The 17,315-nt window shown below is 70.2% G+C and carries 15 protein-coding genes; 1 reads left to right on the forward strand and 14 read right to left on the reverse strand.

The genetic code is table 11. The annotated features are described in order from the left end of the window. Positions 1-13: 13 nt before the first annotated feature. The 6 genes from EV148_RS10650 to EV148_RS10675 form a co-directional block, all read right to left on the reverse strand. Entirely contained in the window at positions 14-1,453 is a 1,440-nt protein-coding gene (locus EV148_RS10650) for a DegQ family serine endoprotease (RefSeq protein ID WP_131997786.1), read from the reverse strand. 123 nt (positions 1,454-1,576) lie between these two features. Next, the gene (locus tag EV148_RS10655; protein ID WP_206750690.1) at positions 1,577-2,530 is read right to left on the reverse strand and encodes a MucB/RseB C-terminal domain-containing protein; all 954 of its coding nucleotides are present in this window, start codon (positions 2,528-2,530) and stop codon (positions 1,577-1,579) included. 35 nt (positions 2,531-2,565) lie between these two features. Beyond that, on the reverse strand, positions 2,566-3,243 hold the full coding sequence (locus EV148_RS10660; protein WP_131997789.1) for a sigma-E factor negative regulatory protein: 678 nt from the start codon (positions 3,241-3,243) through the stop codon (positions 2,566-2,568). Next, positions 3,240-3,833 carry an RNA polymerase sigma factor RpoE gene (gene rpoE, locus EV148_RS10665; protein ID WP_131997792.1) on the reverse strand — a complete coding sequence of 198 codons (594 nt, stop codon included), beginning with the start codon at positions 3,831-3,833 and terminating at the stop codon, positions 3,240-3,242. Before rpoE ends, EV148_RS10660 begins: the two co-directional genes overlap by 4 nt. An 84-nt stretch (positions 3,834-3,917) precedes the next feature. Continuing rightward, positions 3,918-6,506, reverse strand: coding sequence for an EAL domain-containing protein (locus tag EV148_RS10670; RefSeq protein ID WP_131997795.1), 2,589 nt, complete (start codon positions 6,504-6,506; stop codon positions 3,918-3,920). Continuing rightward, positions 6,503-6,991, reverse strand: coding sequence for a hypothetical protein (locus EV148_RS10675; RefSeq protein ID WP_131997798.1), 489 nt, complete (start codon positions 6,989-6,991; stop codon positions 6,503-6,505). The genes EV148_RS10670 and EV148_RS10675 overlap by 4 nt, the downstream gene beginning before the upstream one ends. A gap of 195 nt (positions 6,992-7,186) precedes the next feature. On the opposite strand from EV148_RS10675, the gene EV148_RS10680 reads away from it, so the two are divergent. Further along, positions 7,187-9,235, forward strand: coding sequence for a 3-hydroxyacyl-CoA dehydrogenase NAD-binding domain-containing protein (locus tag EV148_RS10680; RefSeq protein WP_131997801.1), 2,049 nt, complete (start codon positions 7,187-7,189; stop codon positions 9,233-9,235). A gap of 2 nt (positions 9,236-9,237) precedes the next feature. Here the strand turns inward: EV148_RS10680 and EV148_RS18505 are convergent, their stop codons facing one another. The 8 genes from EV148_RS18505 to ald form a co-directional block, all read right to left on the reverse strand. Then, entirely contained in the window at positions 9,238-9,711 is a 474-nt protein-coding gene (locus EV148_RS18505; protein WP_158287431.1) for a GNAT family N-acetyltransferase, read from the reverse strand. Positions 9,712-9,782: 71 nt separating this feature from the next. Continuing rightward, entirely contained in the window at positions 9,783-10,664 is an 882-nt protein-coding gene (locus tag EV148_RS10690; RefSeq protein ID WP_131998207.1) for a carbon-nitrogen hydrolase family protein, read from the reverse strand. A 2-nt stretch (positions 10,665-10,666) separates the two neighbouring features. After that, the gene (locus EV148_RS10695) at positions 10,667-11,269 is read right to left on the reverse strand and encodes a GNAT family N-acetyltransferase (RefSeq protein WP_131997808.1); all 603 of its coding nucleotides are present in this window, start codon (positions 11,267-11,269) and stop codon (positions 10,667-10,669) included. Further along, the gene (locus EV148_RS10700) at positions 11,266-12,510 is read right to left on the reverse strand and encodes a TIGR03862 family flavoprotein (RefSeq protein ID WP_277871140.1); all 1,245 of its coding nucleotides are present in this window, start codon (positions 12,508-12,510) and stop codon (positions 11,266-11,268) included. The genes EV148_RS10695 and EV148_RS10700 overlap by 4 nt, the downstream gene beginning before the upstream one ends. Further along, positions 12,507-12,917, reverse strand: coding sequence for a ketosteroid isomerase-related protein (locus tag EV148_RS10705; protein WP_131997811.1), 411 nt, complete (start codon positions 12,915-12,917; stop codon positions 12,507-12,509). The genes EV148_RS10700 and EV148_RS10705 overlap by 4 nt, the downstream gene beginning before the upstream one ends. A gap of 133 nt (positions 12,918-13,050) precedes the next feature. Then, on the reverse strand, positions 13,051-13,701 hold the full coding sequence (lolA, locus tag EV148_RS10710; RefSeq protein ID WP_131997814.1) for an outer membrane lipoprotein periplasmic chaperone LolA: 651 nt from the start codon (positions 13,699-13,701) through the stop codon (positions 13,051-13,053). A gap of 64 nt (positions 13,702-13,765) precedes the next feature. Beyond that, positions 13,766-16,093, reverse strand: coding sequence for a DNA translocase FtsK (locus EV148_RS10715; RefSeq protein ID WP_131997817.1), 2,328 nt, complete (start codon positions 16,091-16,093; stop codon positions 13,766-13,768). A 106-nt stretch (positions 16,094-16,199) separates the two neighbouring features. Continuing rightward, on the reverse strand, positions 16,200-17,261 hold the full coding sequence (gene ald / locus EV148_RS10720) for an alanine dehydrogenase (RefSeq protein WP_131997820.1): 1,062 nt from the start codon (positions 17,259-17,261) through the stop codon (positions 16,200-16,202). Between the last annotated feature and the right edge of the window lie 54 nt (positions 17,262-17,315).

Consider the following 17,315-nt stretch of genomic DNA (forward strand, 5'->3'; position numbering starts at 1 on the left):
CACGGGTGCGGGGTCATCCCTTGCCGGCCGGAGGCACGGTCAATGCGAGGAACTGCGTCTGCTCGTCCCGGCGCACGAGCAGCATGACCGACTCGCCGGGCTTGGCGTCCTTCAGGCTCGCGTTGAGGTCGGCGACCGACTTCACCGGCTTGCGGCCGACCATGAGGATCACGTCGCCCGGGGCGAGCGCGGCGCGGCGTGCCGCCGCGCCGGTGATGCGCGTGACGACGACGCCCTGTCCGTCGGTTATGCCGAGCTGCTTGCGCTGTTCGGCGGTGAGGTCTTCGGCGACGATGCCGAGCGGATTGCCCGCAGCGGCCGCCGGCGCGCCGCCACGCACGCCGGCGAGCGCATCCTTGTCGGCCGGCAGCTCGCCGACCGTGACCGGAATCGTGATCGTCTTGCCTTCGCGCCATATCGACAGGTCGGCCTTGCTGCCCGGCTTGCTCGAGCCGACCAGCGGCGGCAGGTCCGCCGACATCGCGATCTCGTGGCCGGCGAAACCGAGGATGACGTCGCCGACCTGCACGCCCGCCTTGTCGGCCGCGCTTCCCGGCGTGACCTTGTTGACGAGGGCGCCACCGCTGCGCGGCAAGCCGAGCGCCTTGGCCTGCTCGCGGTCGACGTTCTGGATCTGCACGCCGATCATGCCGCGGCTGACGCGGCCGGTCGTCTTGATCTGCTCGACCGCATTCATCGCGATGTCGATCGGGATCGCGAACGACACGCCCATGAAGCCACCGGTGTTGGAGAAGATCTGCGAATTGATGCCGACGACCTGGCCGTTGAGATTGAACAACGGGCCGCCGGAATTGCCGCGGTTGATCGGCACGTCGGTCTGGATGAACGGCACGTACTGCTGGTCCGCGCCGCCGAACTGGCGGCCGACCGCGCTGACGATGCCGGCGGTGACCGAATGGTCGAAGCCGAACGGCGAGCCGATCGCGACGACCCACTGGCCGGCCTTCACCGCCTTCGAGTCGCCGATGCTGACGACCGGCAGGCCGGTCGCATTGAGCTTGAGCAAGGCGATGTCGTACTGGGCGTCGGTGCCGACGACCTTCGCGTCGAGCTCGCGCCGGTCGGACAGGCGCACGGTCACTTCGTCCGCGCCGTCGACGACGTGGTTGTTCGTCAGCACGTAGCCGTCCGGGGAAATGATGAAGCCCGAGCCCATCGACACGCGCATGCCGCGCTCGCGCGGCTGCGGGATCGGCCCGAAGAATCGCCGGAAGATCTCCGGCACGTCCTGCTGGTCGAGGGAGTCCTGCGCCTGCGCGTCGGGGTTGCCGCTCGCCTGCACGTTCACCACGGCCGGGCCGTAGCGCTCCACCAGGCCGGAAAAGTCCGGCAGCTCCATCGCCGGCACGTTCGCGGCGAATGCGAACGCGAACAGCGGCACCGCCGCCCGGCGCGACAGGGAGCGTCGTTCACTCCTTGAAAGGATCGTCATGATGTCAATGGCCTCCTGGGATTTCGATTCCGGCGCGCCCCGATCGAAGCGGGCGTCCGACTGCGCTATTGACGCCCCCGGCGCGCCGAAGTTCCGCGCAGTCCCGAGCGTTTCAGCATCGCTTCAGCGCGCGGGGGCAACTGGCTGCAGCGAGCGGACCATGCGCTCCAGCGTGACGCGCGGAACGTCGCCGATCGCGGTGAAGCGCAGCCCGCCCGCCTCGTGCGAATAGATGCCGAGCATGCCACGATCGAGGCGCTGGTCGGCACGCCCGCCGCCCGCGCCCGGCTCGATGTAGATCGAGACATTCGCCACGCCGTCGGTGTACAGCTGGTGTTCGGCGCCACCCGGGGGCGCATGCGTACGACGGAGCGTGAAACCGGGTGGCGGGTCGGCGACGCGCCAGCGCGGCGTGCCGAGCGCGGGCTCGTCGCCGGGCGCGGCGACCATCGTCCCCCGCCCCGCGGCGAGATCGCTCTCGCCGGGGCGCGCGCCGATGTCGAGCGTGACGAACATGTACTCCTCGAGCGCGCGATGGTTCGCATCGACGACGGCCGAGCGCAGCGGAAAGCCACTGTCGTCCTCGAGCCAGAGGCGATAGCCATAGCGATAGCCGTCGCGCGGAACCACATCGATGCGATGCACCCGGTAACCCGCGACGCGGTCGCTCCCTGCCGCGGCGAGGGCGTAGTAGCGCCCGGTCACCGCCGCGCGCACGTCCGGCAGCAGCGGCAGCAGTTGCGCACCCGGTTCGTGGAACAGCATCGTCGGCGCGGCGCCCTGCACGCAGGTCACGGTCGCCCCGTCGCGCACGACCTCGCTGCGCGCGCCGTTGAGACCGACCAGGCGTGCGCGTTCCACGGTGCCCGCGGCATGGAAGATGCGCAGCGCGTCGACTTGCGTGCCGCGCGTGTAGACGAACGAGCCTTCGTAGTCGAGCTGGCGGATCGCGTCGTACATCCGCACGAGCGCCTGCGGCGGGGCTGGCGGTTCGGCGCGTGCGATGCACGCGAACAGGCCCAGCGCGGCGACGAAGGCTGTACGCAGCGGCGTCACGCGCCGTCCCTCATCCGCCATGGCGATGCTGGACCGGCTCCCGCCCCGCGCCCGGCTCAACGGTCCTGCGCGCCGACCGCAGCCGGCTGCACGGCCTCGGCGGAGTTCTGCGGCGACGCCAGCAGCACGTACGGCACGAAGCCGGCCTGGCCACCGCTGCCGACGGATTGGTAATGGCGCACCAGGTAGGACTGCAGGCGCGGGTCCAGCACGACGACCTGGCCACTCTCGCCGCCGAAACTGACCGGCGAGGCATCGGCGGGCGCGTTCGGCAGCAGCAAAGGCGGTCGCACCTCGGGCAAGGCGGACACGGCGGGGGCCGTGCTCGCTGCGGCCGGAGCCGCTGCGATCGTCGGCCCGGGCAGCGTGGCGGGGCGTGCCGCCGCGACTGCGGGCGCCTCGCCCGGCACCGGGGCCGGGCGCGTCACCACGAGCGCCGCGACGGCGACCGAGGCCGCGATCGCGCCTCCCGCGCCCCAGCGCAGCCATTGGCCGCCCGCGCGCGGGCGCACGGCCGCCTCGGACTCGATACGCGCCATCACCGTGTCGGCGAAGCCGTGGCGGAGCACCACGACGTCCTGCCGCCGCAGCACCTGGCGCGTGACGTGATAGCGCTCCCAGCGCAGGGGCAGCGCGGTGTCGGCCGAAGCCCGGCGCAGCACGAAGCGCGTCTGGTCGCGCTCGAGTTCGCCGTCCATCAGGGCCGACAACTGTTCGTCGATGTGCTCGTTCATGAGGTCCTGCCTTCCTCCGACAACAGCGGACGCAATTGCTCGTCGATCGCCTCGCGAGCGCGGAAGATGCGCGAACGGACCGTTCCGATCGGGCAATTCATCGCTTCCGCGATCTCCTCGTAACTCAAACCGTCGACCTCGCGCAACGTGATCGCGGTGCGCAGCTCTTCCGGCAACTGTTCGACCGTGGTGAACACGGTTCGTTCAATTTCCTGGCGCATGAGTTCACGTTCCGGCGTGGCCGACTCGTGCAGGCGCGCCGCGCCGTCGTACTGGACCGCGTCCTCGACCGCCACGTCCTCGGTCGGCGGGCGCCGACCCTGGGAGACCAGCCAGTTCTTGGCGGTGTTGATCGCGATCCGGTAGATCCAGGTGTAGAACTGGGCGTCGCCGCGGAACGAGCCGATCGCCCGGTACGCGCGCACGAACGCCTCCTGCGCCACGTCCTGGCACTCGCTCCAGTCGTTGACATAGCGGGAAATGACGCTGACCAGCTTGTGCTGGTACTTCCTGACCAAGAGATCGAACGCGCGTTTGTCGCCCTGCTGGACGCGTTCGACGAGCGCCTGGTCCGAGTCGCTTTCGCCCATCCGGGCCTTTCTCCCTGTTTGCCGGCGCGTTCGGGCATGCCACCCTCGACCGCGACCGGCGCGAATAGTTCCGTCCCGCCGCCGTCAGGCGCGCGCGACCGGCGCGGCGACCCGCCCTAGCAAGCGGGCACGTTCCTGCAGCAGGGCCTCGAAGCTGGCCGCGGGCAGCGGCCGGCAGAACAGGAAGCCCTGCAGCACCTCGCACCCTTCGGCGCGGAGGAAATCCAGATGCTGCTCGATCTCGACGCCCTCGGCAACGACCTCGCGGTTGAGATTGTGCGCCATCGAGATCGTCGCGCGCACGATCGCCTCGTCGTCGGGATCGACGCCGATGTTGCGCACGAACGCCTGGTCGATCTTGATGCGGTCGGCCGGGAAGCGCTTGATGTAGTCCAGCGAGGACTGGCCGGTGCCGAAGTCGTCGATGGAAATGCCGCAGCCGAGGCCGCGCAGTCCATGCAACGTCTCGAGCAGGTTCGGGATCGACTTGACGTTGATGCTCTCGGTGACCTCGAGGTCGAGCAGGTGCGGATCGAGGCCCGTTTCCTTGAGCACGTCGGCGACGACCTGGACGAGGTTGGGCTGGCGCAGCTGCAGCGGCGACAGGTTCACGCCGATGCGCAGCGGCAGCCCGTGCTGCAGCTGCCAGCGGCGCGTGTCGCGGCAGGCCGCGCGCAGGATCCATTCGCCGATCGGGATGATCAGGCCCGACTCCTCGGCCAGCGGGATGAAGAAGCCGGGGCTGATCATGCCGAGCTCGGGGTGCTCCCAGCGGATCAGCGCCTCCATGCCGACGATGTCCTCGGTCTGGCCGTCGAGCTGCGGCTGGTAGAACACGCGCAGCTCGCCGTTGCGCTCGGCCTGGCGCAGCTTCGCCTCGAGCGCGAGGCGCTGCTGGTGCGATTCCTCGGGCACCGCGACGTAGGCCTGGAAGTTGTTGCGTCCCATGCCCTTGGCCGAGTACATCGCGACGTCGGCGTGCTTGAGCAGGCGTTCGGCGTCGGTCGCGTCGTCGGGGTAGAAGCTGAGGCCGAGCGACGCGGTCATGCTCAGCTCGAGGCCGCCGGCGAGCTGCAGCGGCGCCTCCATCGCGCGCACGATCTTCTCGGCGATGCGCACGACGTCCTCGCGCTGCACGATGTGGCGCAGGATCAAGGTGAATTCGTCGCCGGCGTAGCGCGCGACGGTGTCGGAACTGCGCACGCTCGCACGCAGGCGCTTGGCGACCGCGGCGAGCACCTGGTCGCCGACCGCGTGGCCGAGCGAGTCGTTGATGTTCTTGAAGCGGTCGAGGTCGACGAACACGACCGCGAACATCTCGCTCGTGCGGTGCGCCTCGTTGATCGCGGAATTGAGGCGGTCGTTGAACAGCAGGCGGTTCGGCAGGCCGGTCAGCGGGTCGCGCAGGCCGATCGCGCGCCCCTGCGCGCGCGCATGGCGCAGGTCCAGTTCGCTGGCGAGTGAATGCGCGACCACCCGCATGCCGGCGATCACCGCCGCATCGAGCACGAGGGGCTCGCGGCGCGCCATCATGAGCGCGCCGAGGCAGGTCTGCCGTTCACCGTACAGCGGCAGGCCGATCACGCATTCGTAGCGGTGCTCGCGCACCGAGGCATCCGCACCCGCGCTGCGCCAGGCACCGGATGCCTGCAGGATCTCGTTGCCGTCGAGCACGTGGCGCAGGTTCACCTCGCGCAGCGGATCCGGTCCCTCGCTGTCCTCCAGACGGCGGAACACCGCGAGCGCCTGCGGCTCGGGCGCCTGCTCGGCCGGCGCCTCGACGAATGCGGCGTAGTCGAGCGCGAGCCAGTCGACGAGGCAGCGCAGCGCCGTCTCGGCGTGGTCGTGCGAGCCGCCCTGCGCCATGCGCAGCAGCGCCACGAGGGCTTCCTGGTGCCGGCTCAGTTCCTCGATCTCGCGGAACAGGTAGAAGTGGACGACGCGCCCCTCCTGCACCGCGAGGCGCACGTGCAGGTCGACCGGGTAGCTGCCGCCGTCGGCGCGCGGCTTGCGCGCGCGCACGTGCACGCTGCCGTCGCGCTCGAGCCTGCGCGCGATCTCCTCGCGGCGCTCGGCGGAGAGAACGAGGTCGAAGCCGTCGATGCGCCCGGCGAGGATCTGCGCGCGCGGATAGCCCGAGCGCTGCACGAACGTCGCGTTGACCTCGAGGATGCGACCGCTCGCCGGGTCGACGATCGCGAGCTCGTCGAGGCTGCCGTCGAAGGCGAACTGGTAGCGGTCGCCGCCCGACGCATGCTGGCTGCGCGCGGTGCCGGCGCTGCGCGCGGCGAGCGCGACCTTGATCCGCGCGAGCGCATCGTCCGGCTTGACCGGGCGCGCGATCCATTCGATCAGGCCGGCCGGAAGGCGGCCGTCGCGCCAGCTGCCGCCACGGCTGCCGAGGATGCCGATCACCGGCAGGTCGCGCCGCGCGTGCTGGCGCAGTTCTTCGCAGAACGTGAGCGCCTCGGTCGGGTCCTCGCCGAACTCGAGCAGCACGAGGTCGATGTCGAGCTCGGGCGCGAGGAAGCCGCGCGCCTGCCCGATGTCCCGAGCGGAATAGATTTCCTCGAACGCCTGCGCGTCGAGCGCGTCGAACAGCACGCGGCGATCCTCGCGATCGGCCGCGACGATCAATGCGCCCCCGCGCGCCTCGACGACCGGGCTGTTCATGTGACCCAGCGTCCGTCGCGCAGGCGCAGCGTGCGGTGGAGCTCGCTCTCCACCGCGAGGCGGTCGTACATCCCGTCCAGTTCCTCCGGCAGCTCGTTGCGGCCGCTGACGAACACGAGTTTGCGCTCGTTGCTGGTCGGCGTGCGCGAAATGCGTCGCAGCAGCAGCACGTCGGCCGGCTTGAGGTGCGGTTCATAGTCGACGAACAGGTAGATGCCGAAGTGCATGCTCTGCAGCACGTAGCGCAACGCGTCGGACATGCGCTTGGAGCCGGGCACGTGCATGCCGCTCTCGCGCAGCGAGGCGAGGCCGCCGTCCGGATCCCAGGCGTAGATCGACGTGCCGCCGCGCATCGCCAGCACGCGCATCTGCGCCACCGTGTCCGCGACGCTCGACGTCTGCAGCGCCACGATGTGCTGCGCCGACTGCACGATGCGATCGAGCAGCTTCTGGACGACCGGCAGTTCAGCTTTGTTGTCGATCACACGTTCCCCTGACGAATCGCCGGAGCGCGACGGCCGCGCGCGTGCGCGGCAGGTCGGCCGGCGCAGGTCCCCGCCGTGCTCCCTGCTGTGATCGTACCGCAAGTGTGTTCCGCAACTCCTTGCCCATGCTGGATTGACCCGATGCACGGCTTGCCCGGATTATAGCCGTCCCCCAGTACGCTCCCGGAGCCGGTCATGTTCGAAGGCCTGCGTTTCCAGCATTGGCAGACGGCGAGCGACGCCGACGGCATCGTGGTGCTGACGCTGGACCGCGCCGGCAGCTCGGTCAACGCGCTGTCGCGCGCCGTGCTCGACGAGCTGTCCGAGATCGTCGAGCGCCTCGCCATCGAGCCGCCCAGGGGCGTGATCGTGCGCTCGGCCAAGGCGAACGGCTTCATCGTCGGCGCCGACATCAAGGAATTCGAGGGCTTCGGGAAGAACGGCACGGTGCAGGACGCGCTCGAGAACGGCCAGCGCGTCTTCCTGCGCCTGGGTCGCCTGCCCTGTCCGACCGTCGCGGCGATCCACGGCGTGTGCATGGGCGGCGGCACCGAACTCGCCCTCGCCTGCCGCCAGCGGGTCGCCTCGCGCGACCCGTCGACGCGCATCGCCCTGCCCGAGGTCAAGCTCGGCATCTTCCCCGGCTGGGGCGGCTCGGCACGCCTGCCGCGCCTGGTCGGCGCGCCGGCCGCGCTCGAACTCATGCTGACCGGACGCACGGCGTCGGCCGAGAACGCGAAGGCGATTGGCCTCGTCGACACGCTCACCTCGCCGGAACTGCTCGTCGAAGCGGCCAAGGAGCTCGTCCGTCATCCGCGCAGCCGTCCGTTCAAGCAGCGCGCGACCGCGTGGGCGACCAATACCTGGCTGGCGCGGCAGATCCTCGCGCCGATCCTCGTCAAGCAGACCGCGGCGAAAGTGCGCAAGGAACACTATCCCGCGCCGTTCGCCCTGATCGAGACCTGGCGACGCGGCGGCTCCAGCCTCGTGCAGCGGCTCAAGCTCGAGGCGCGCGCGGTCGCGAAGCTTGCCGCAACGCCGACCGCGCATAACCTGATCCGCGTGTTCTTCCTGCAGGAACGCCTCAAGGGCCTCGCCGGCGGCGCCGAGCACGGCATCAAGCACGTGCATGTGGTCGGCGCCGGCGTCATGGGCGGCGACATCGCCGCATGGTGCGCACTGCGCGGCTTCGACGTGACCCTGCAGGATCGCGAGATGAAGTACGTGCAGCCCGCGCTCGACCGCGCGAAGGACCTGTTCACGAAGAAGCTCAAGACCGCCGAGCGCGTCGCGCTGGCGCTCGCCCGACTCAAGGCGGATGTCGAGGGCAGCGGTATCCCCGACGCCGACCTCGCGATCGAGGCGATCTACGAGAATGCCGAGGCGAAGGAAGCGCTTTACCGCGCGACCGAGCCGAAGATGAAGCCCGGCGCGCTGCTCGCGACCAATACCTCGAGCATCCCGCTCGCCGAGCTGCGCACGACCGTGCAGCAGCCGGGGCGCTTCCTCGGCCTGCACTACTTCAACCCGGTCGCGCTGATGCCGCTGGTGGAAATCGTGCGCCACGACCAGCTCGACGCTGCCGCCGAAAAACGCGCGCTCGCGTTCTGCAAGGCCCTCGACAAGCTGCCGGTGCCGGTCGCCGGCACCCCCGGCTTCCTCGTCAACCGCATCCTCATGCCGTACATGCTCGAGGCCGCGCGCGCGTACAGCGAAGGCGTGCCGGGCCCGGTCATCGATCGCGCCGCGAAGAAGTTCGGCATGCCGATGGGCCCGATCGAACTCATCGACACGGTCGGCCTCGACGTCGCGGCGTCGGTCGGCGCCGAACTCGGGCCCTTCCTCGGCCTCGACATCCCGCCCGGCCTCGACGAACTCGTCAAGGGCGGCAAGCGCGGCAAGAAGGATGGCGAAGGATTCTACATCTGGAAGGACGGCAAGCCGCAGAAACCCGAAGTCGATCCGAGCTACGTCGCGCCGGACGACCTTGAGGATCGCCTCGTCCTGCCGCTCCTCAACGAGGCCGTGGCCTGCCTGCACGATCGCGTCGTCGACGACGCCGACCTGCTCGATGCGGGCGTGATCTTCGGCACCGGCTTCGCCCCGTTCCGCGGCGGCCCGATCAAGCACGTGCGTGATACCGGAGCCGACGCGCTGAAGGCGCGGCTGGAGGCGCTCGCGAGCAAGTACGGCGCGCGCTTCTCGCCTCGGCCGGGCTGGGATTCGCCCGCGCTGCGCTCCTGAGCCTACCCCGGCGGGGCGAGCCAGAGGTCCTTCGCGAGGCGCACCGCATCTTCGTCCGGCGCGTAGTATCCGGTGGACAGCGTGACTTCGTCGTAGCCGAGGCGTCGGTAGAACGCGCGCGCCACGGCGTTGCGCCGGCGCGCCTCGAGGCGGATCACGCCGATGCCTGCCTCGAGCGCCGCGGTCTCGAGCCAGCCCACGAGCGCGGCCCCGATGCCGCGGCGCTGCCAGGCAGGGAGTACCGCGAGCAGGCACAGGTGCGCTTCTTCGTCGAAGTACTGCATGACGCCGAATCCGGCGAGCCGGCCGTCGTGGCGCGCAACCGCGACGTTGGTGTCCCTTGCGGCGATCGCTCGCCGCAAGCGGCCGGGCTTCCAGCGCCAGTCGAGCCCGTGCTCGACGAGGTCGCGCGAGTGCACGGCGATCGCCGACGCTTCGTCGGCGCGCGCGAGGCCGATGTCGATCGTGGCGTCCACGCCTGCGCTATGGTGACGCGAACCGCGTTGCGCAAGAGGCGCACCCCGGCGCGATGCCGTCGACGCCCGGCTCAGGCGCGCTCGACGCGCGCGCGAGCGAGCGCGGGTCGCTGCTGCGCGGGCCAGTCGGTCGCGTTCGCGACCTGTCCTTCGCGGCGCGCGGCGGCGAGCGCGTCGAGGTCGACGTCGGCCATGGCCCAGTCTCCGCCATCCGTCGCCGCGGCGGCGATGCCGTCGGCCGGGAACCCTCGATCGACCGGCGTGTACACGGCGGCGATGCCGGTGTTGCAATCGAGCGCCGGGCTCCAGTCGGCGATGCCGGCGGTGACCGCGCAGGCGACGAACGCCTGGTTCTCGAGCGCGCGTGCCTGGCAGCCGATGCGCACGCGATTCGCGCCCGCCTCGGTGTCGGTGCAACTCGGCACGAGCAGCAGGTTCGCGCCGGCCTCGGCCTGCGCGCGCGCGTACAACGGGAACTCGATGTCGTAGCAGACGTCGATCGCGATGCGACCGAGCCCGGTCTCGAACACCTTGAGCACGTCGCCGGCTTCGATCACGCCGCTCGCGCGCTCGAAGCCGGTCAGGGTCAGCTTGTCCTGGAACGCGAGACGGCCCTCGGGCGTCGCGAGCCAGGCGCGGTTGCGATAGCGGCCGTTGCCGCACGACGTGATGAACGTGCCCGCGACGAGGTGGATTGCATGGCGGCGCGCGAGCTCGCGCGCGAGCGCCTCGTAGTCGGCGCGCACGCCCTGCAATGCCTCGAGCGAGCGCACGAAGTCGGCGCGCACGTCGCCGGGTTGCGCAGCCGCGGCCTCGAGCGCGAGGTACTCGGGCAGGACGACGCATTGCGCGCCCGCGCGCGCGGCGATGTCGACGCGCGCGGCGACGCGCGCGGCGAACGCGGCGAAATCGGCCGGCTCCCCGATCCGGTACTGCGCCACCGCGACGCGCAGGCTCATGCGGACTCCAGCGGTCGCAGCCAGAATCGAAGCGCGTGCGAACTGGCCTCGCCGGCGCCGACTTCGGGCCAGTCGAGGTGGCAGAACATGTCGTCCTGGCGCCGGTAGCCGCGCTTGCTCCAGAACGCGTCGTTGCCGCGATGGCCCGGTGGGCAACGCGGATCGCCCGCATCACGCTCGACCGCGCAGAACGCGGTCATGCGGAACCGGCCGAGTCGCCGCGCGTGCCGTTCGCGTTCGTCGAAGAAGCGATGGCCGAGGCCGCGGCCGCGGAACTCCGGCAGCAGCACGGATTCGCCGAAATAGAACACGTCGGCGGCGGGGATCCCGCGCGCGACGAACGGCTCGATGAACGCCGCCGTCTCGTGCGCGAGCGGAATGCCGGTGGACGCGCCGACGACGCGCGCGCCGTCGAAGGCGAGCACGAAGACGCTCTCGGGCGACGCCGCGTAGGCGGCGAGGTACGTCGCCTCGTAGTCGAGGTCGCCTTCGTAGAGGTATGGCCAGTCGCGGAACACGGCGATGCGCAGTGCGGCGACGGCGTCGAGGTGGCGCGCGACATCGGGGCCCGCGAGGGCCTGGATTTCGATCTGGCTCATGTGGAAACGGTATCGCTGCTCGCGCGCGAGCACCAGCCCGCGGCCGCGGCGCCGGCGATGCGACCACTCGCGAAGCATGCGGTCAACAGGTAGCCACCGGTCGGTGCTTCCCAATCGATCATCTCGCCTGCGCAGAAAACGCCGGGGAGATCGCGCAGCATCAGCTGCGCATCGAGGGCGTCGAAGCGCACGCCACCGGCGGTGCTGATCGCTTCTTCGAGCGGACGCGCGCGCAGCAGGGTCAGCGGCAGTGCCTTCAGCGTCGCGGCGACGGTCGCCGGATCGCCGACGCCGTCCTTGCCCAGCACTTCGTAGAGCAAACCTGCCTTGACGCCGTCGACGCCTGCGGTGCGACGCAGGTGTTCGCCGGCGGAGCGGCGCCCGCGCGGTCGCGCGAGATCGCGCGCGAGGCGTTCGGCATCGCGGCCGGGCGCGAGATCGAGGCGGATCGTCGCCTGGCCGCGCGCCGCGATCGTGTCGCGCAGCAGCGCGCTGTAGGCGTAGACGAGGCTGCCTTCGATGCCGTGGGAGCTGACGACGAACTCGCCCTGGCGCCGATGCACCCTGCCGTCGGCGTCCTCGCATTCGACCACGACCGGCTTGACCGGATCGCCGGCATGGCGCGCGGCGAAATGCGCGCTCCAGGCGACGTCGAAGCCGCAGTTCGACGGCTGCAGCGGCGCGATCGCGACACCGCGTGCCGCGAGGGGCGCGACCCAGCGTCCGTCGGAACCCAGCACGGGCCAACTGCCGCCACCGCAGGCGAGCACGACCGCATCGGCATCGACCACGCGCTCGCCATCGTCGGTGACGAAGCGCAGTGCACCGCGTTCATCCCAGCCGCGCCAGTCGTGGTTGACGTGGAAACGCACGCCGCTCGCACGCAGGCGCCGCACCCAGCCGCGCAACAACGGCGCCGCCTTGAGGTCGAGCGGGAACACGCGTCCCGAAGTGCCGACGAAAGTCCCGACGCCCAGTCCACGCGCCCACGCGCGCAACGCGTCGGCATCGAAGGCTTGCAGCCATGCGCGGATCTCGCCGGCGCGATCGCGGTAGCGCGACACGAACCGCTCGAACGGATCGGAATGGGTGAGGTTGAGCCCACCCTTGCCGGCGATGAGGAACTTGCGGCCGACCGAGCCCATGCGCTCGTAGACATCGACGTCGACGCCAGCGGCGCGAGCGGTCTCCGCGGCCATCAGCCCGGCGGGTCCGGCGCCGATGATCCGGGTGCGAGTCAAGCGCCGACCTGGCGCAGCCAGTCCTGCAGGTTGTAGTAGTTCGTCACGCGCGCGATGCGGCCATCACGCAGGTCGAAGAAGGCGCCGCCGGGCAGCACGTAGCGCTGGTCGCGGGCGGGCGGCAGGCCCTCGTCGTCCGCCTTGTAGCGGCCGTGCACGACGTACTCGGCAGCGGCGCGCGTGCCGTCGCTCGCCGCGAGCACGACGATGTCGCGCAGTTGCTCCTCGTAGCAGCGGTCCATGCGCGCGAGGAACGCGCGGAATGCACCGCGGCCGTGTTCGCGCGCGCCCTGGTTGAGGTCGTGCACGACGTCGTCGGCGAGGCAGTCGAGCATCGCGTTCCAGTCGGCGCGGTTGAAGGCGGCGTAGTAGGCTTCGATCAGGCTGCGTGCACCGTCGTGCGTCATGGCATGTTCCGTTGCGTCACCGCGACGGCCGGCCGCGGCATGGGCCGCGTATCGTAGCAGCCGGCTCCCATCGTCGAGCGCGCCGGAGTGGCAGGCGAAGCCATCGGGCATCGCTCGCGGGATGCCCGCCGGCTCAGTCGCGCAGCGGCATTACTTCGGCGTCCGGCTTGACGTCGCCGACGACGTCGACGCCTTCGGGCGGCGTGAAGCGGAACGCGTCCGCGGGCAAGGCCGGGTTGCGCTTCCAGTCGGAGAAACGGATCTCGGTGACGTTGCCGAGCTGGTCCTTGAAGCGCATGCGCTGCAACGATGCCGCGTCGAAACCGAGTTCGGCGTATTCGAACTCCGGCTCCTTCGCCTTCGAAGCCAGGCGCAGCCAGGCGAGTCCGTCGTGCTCGCCGGATTCGGACGCGGTGAACTGGCTGTCCAGCTGCGACAGGTCGGTCAGCACGGTGAGCGGGCTGTGCGCCTCGGCGGCGCTCTGGTTGCGCACCGACACCTGCTCGAGGTCCGGTTCGTAGACCCACACCTTGGCGCCGTCGGCGACGATCGTCTGCTGGTACGGCGCGAGCGTCTCCCAGCGGAACTGGCGCGGCGCTTCCAGCGCGAGCGTGCCGCGAGATGCGTCGCCGCGATGGCCATTGGCATCGGTGACGGACTGGCTGAAGCGGCCGCTCACCGCGTGCAGGCCCCTGGAGAACGCCTCCATGCGCGCGCGCGCGCTGTCGGCGGCGACGGCCTGGGTGGCCAGGGTGAGGGCTGCGAGGGCGGCGATCAGGCGCATGGAGGTCGTCGTCGAGTGGATCACGGCGCGCGATTATGCGCGCGACGGATGAATCGGAGCCGGCTCAATCGCCCGGTGGCGGTGGCGCGAGCACGGTGCGGTTGCCGTTGTGCTCGGGCGCGCTGACGACGCCGTCGCGTTCCATCTGCTCGATCAGGCGCGCGGCGCGGTTGTAACCGATGCGCAGGTGGCGCTGCACGCCGGAGATCGATGCGCGTCGGGTTTTGGTCACGATCGCGACCGCCTTGTCGTAGAGCTGCGCGTCCTCGCCGCCTTCGCCGTCGCCGGCATCCTGCGGCAGGCCGGTCTCGCTGATGACCTGGCCGTTGCCGAGCGACTGCACTTCCTCGAGCACGCCTTCGATGTAATCGGGTTCGCCCTGCTGGCGCAGCCAGTCGACGACCTTGTGCACTTCGTGGTCGTCGACGAAGGCGCCGTGGACGCGCTCGGGCATCGCGGTGCCGGGCGGCAGGTAGAGCATGTCGCCGTGGCCGAGCAGCGTCTCCGCGCCGGACTGGTCGAGGATCGTGCGCGAATCGATCTTGCTCGACACCTGGAACGCGATGCGGGTGGGAATGTTCGCCTTGATCAGGCCGGTGATGACGTCGACCGACGGGCGCTGCGTCGCGAGGACGAGGTGCACGCCGGCCGCGCGCGCCTTCTGCGCCAGGCGCGCGATGAGTTCCTCGACCTTCTTGCCGACGATCATCATCATGTCGGCGAACTCGTCGATGATGACGACGATGTACGGCAGCGGCTGCAGCGGCTCGGCGACGCGCGAGGGCTGCGACGCATCGGGCCGGAACAGCGGATCGAGCAGCGGCTGGCCCGCGTCCTCGGCGTCCTTGACCTTCTTGTTGAAGCCGGCGAGGTTGCGCACGCCGACCGCGGACATGAGCTTGTAACGCCGTTCCATCTCGGCGACGCACCAGCGCAGCGCGTTGGCGGCCTCCTTCATGTCGGTGACGACCGGCGCGAGCAGGTGCGGGATGCCCTGGTAGACCGAGAGTTCCAGCATCTTCGGGTCGATCATGATCAGGCGCACGTCCTTCGCGCTCGACTTGTACAGCAGGCTCAGCACCATCGCGTTGACGGCGACCGACTTGCCCGAGCCGGTCGTGCCGGCGACGAGCAGGTGCGGCATCTTGGCGAGGTCGACGACCACCGGCTTGCCGCCGATGTCCTTGCCGAGCGCGAGCGCGAGCGGCGACTTCAGCGCGTCGTACTTGTCCGAGCGCAGGATCTCGGAAAGGTAGACGATCTCGCGGTTCGCATTCGGGATCTCGAGGCCGATCACCGACTTGCCCGGGATCACGTCGACGACGCGCACGCTGGTCACCGACAGGCCGCGCGCGATGTCCTTGTCGAGCGTCGAGATCTGGCTGCCCTTGATGCCGGGGGCCGGCTGCATCTCGAAGCGCGTGATGACGGGCCCGGGGAACACGCCGACGACCTGCGCCTCGATGCGGAAATCCTTGAGCTTGAGCTCGACCTGGCGCGACAGTGCCTCGAGCGTCTCCTCCGAATAGCCCTTGACCTGCTGGCGCGGCTCGTCGAGCAGCGACAGCGGCGGCAACTGGCCAGGATCGGCGGCGCCCGAGAACAGCGGGATCTGCGTCTCGCGGTGCGCGCGCTCGCTCTTCTCGATCGGCGCGACGACCGGTTCGATGCGGATCGGCTCGCGCCTGGCCTGCTTGACCGTCTCGATCTTGCGCACGACCTCGCGCTCGGCGCGCGCCTCGCGCGCCGCGTTCCAGTCCTCCGCGCGCTTCATGCGGTCGGCCACGCCGGCTCCCGCGCCGAGCAGGAAGCGGCCGATGCCGTCCATGAGCTTGAACCACGACAGCCCGGTCGCGAGCGTGATCGCGACGAGCAGCAGCGCCAGCAGGAACAGCCCGGCGCCGAGCGGCCCGAAACTGCCGAGGAGGCTGCCGCCGACGAGATGGCCGAGGATGCCGCCGCGGCCGGACGGCAACATGCTCGGGCCCGAGCCCTGCAGGAACGCGAGGCCGGGGGCGGCGACGAAGAACGCGACGAAACCGATCAGCCGCAGGGTCGGTTCGAGCGGCGAACGTTCCTCGCGCACGGCGCCGCGCAGCACGACCCAGCCGACGACGAGCAGCAGTACCGGGAAGGCGTAGGCGACGAGGCCGATCAGGTAGAACACGAGATCGGCGATCCACGCGCCGAAGGCGCCACCGAAGTTGTGGATCGGCCGCGATGGGTCGCCGGCATGCGACCAGGCGCGGTCATCCTTGTCGTAGCTCGCCAGGCAGGCGAACAGGTAGATCGCGACCGGCAGCAGGAGGAGGAAGCCGGCTTCGCGCAGGCGCTTGTGCCAGTGCTCGTCGAGCCGCGGCGTGGGTCTTGCGGGTTTGATCGTGCGCGCCACCAGGAGAATTTACCTGAAGTTCCTTGGACAGGCCACTGTTTTGACTGGAATTCCAGCGGCAGCGCAACCTGCGCGGGCGGCCGCCCGCGCAGAATAGCAGGCCCGCTCAGCCCTTCAGCGCCGGGTGGACGATCTTGCCGCCCTCGACGTTGATGCCGCGCTTGAGCGGCTCGAACTTCTTCCAGTTCTTGTCCGACGCCAGGCGCTGCACATACGGCAGGATCGCCGCGCAGATCGCCTGCGACGAGGTCTGCGGCACCGCACCCGGCATGTTGGTCACGCAGAAGTGGGTGACGCCGTCGACCTGGTAGGTCGGTTCGGCGTAGGTCGTCGGCTTGGACGTCTCGAAGCAGCCGCCCTGGTCGATCGAGATGTCGACGAGCACCGAACCCGGCTCCATCGACTTGACCATCTTGCGCGTGACGACGTGCGGCGCCTTCGCGCTCGGGATCAGCACGGCGCCGATGACGAGGTCCGCGTCGCGCACTTCGCGCGCGACGTATTCCTCGTACGGATACAGCGCGGTCACGTTGCTGCCGAGCGCCATCATCTGCGCGAGGCGGTCCTGGCGCTTGTCGAACACGACGACGTTCGCGCCCATCGCGGCGGCGAGCGCGGCGGAATTGCCGCCCGCGGCGCCGGCGCCGAGCACGACGACCTTGCCGCGCTCGGTCGACGGCAGGCCGCCGAGCAGCTTGCCCTTGCCGCCGGCCGGCTGGTGCAGCAGGTGCGTACCGATCTGGGTCGCGATGCGGCCGGCGATGATCGACATCGGCGCGAGGAGCGGCAGCGAGCCGTCGTCTTCCTGCACGCTCTCGAACGCGACGCCGGTGAGGCCGATGTCGAGCAGCGCCTTGGTCAGCTTCGGCTCCGGAGCGAGATGCAGGTAGCAGAACAGCAGATGCTCCTCGCGCAACAGCTTGAGGTCACCCGCGATCGGCTCCTTCACCTTCACGATGAGTTCGCCGACGTCGTACAGCTTCTTCGCGGTCGCGGCGATCTTCACGCCGACGCGCGTGTAGTCCTCGTCCTTGAAGCCGCTCTTCAGGCCGGCCCCGGCCTGCACGTACACCTCGTGGCCGCGGCGCACGAGATCGGCGCAGGCAGCCGGCACGAGCGCGACGCGCCCTTCCAGGGTCTTGGTTTCCGAAGGCACACCGATACGCATTGCAGGTTCCTCGAAAGAGAGTATTGCCGGAGTCGTTGGGGAACGCGGGCGCCT

The organism is Dokdonella fugitiva, from assembly GCF_004342425.1.
GTDB lineage: Bacteria > Pseudomonadota > Gammaproteobacteria > Xanthomonadales > Rhodanobacteraceae > Dokdonella_A > Dokdonella_A fugitiva.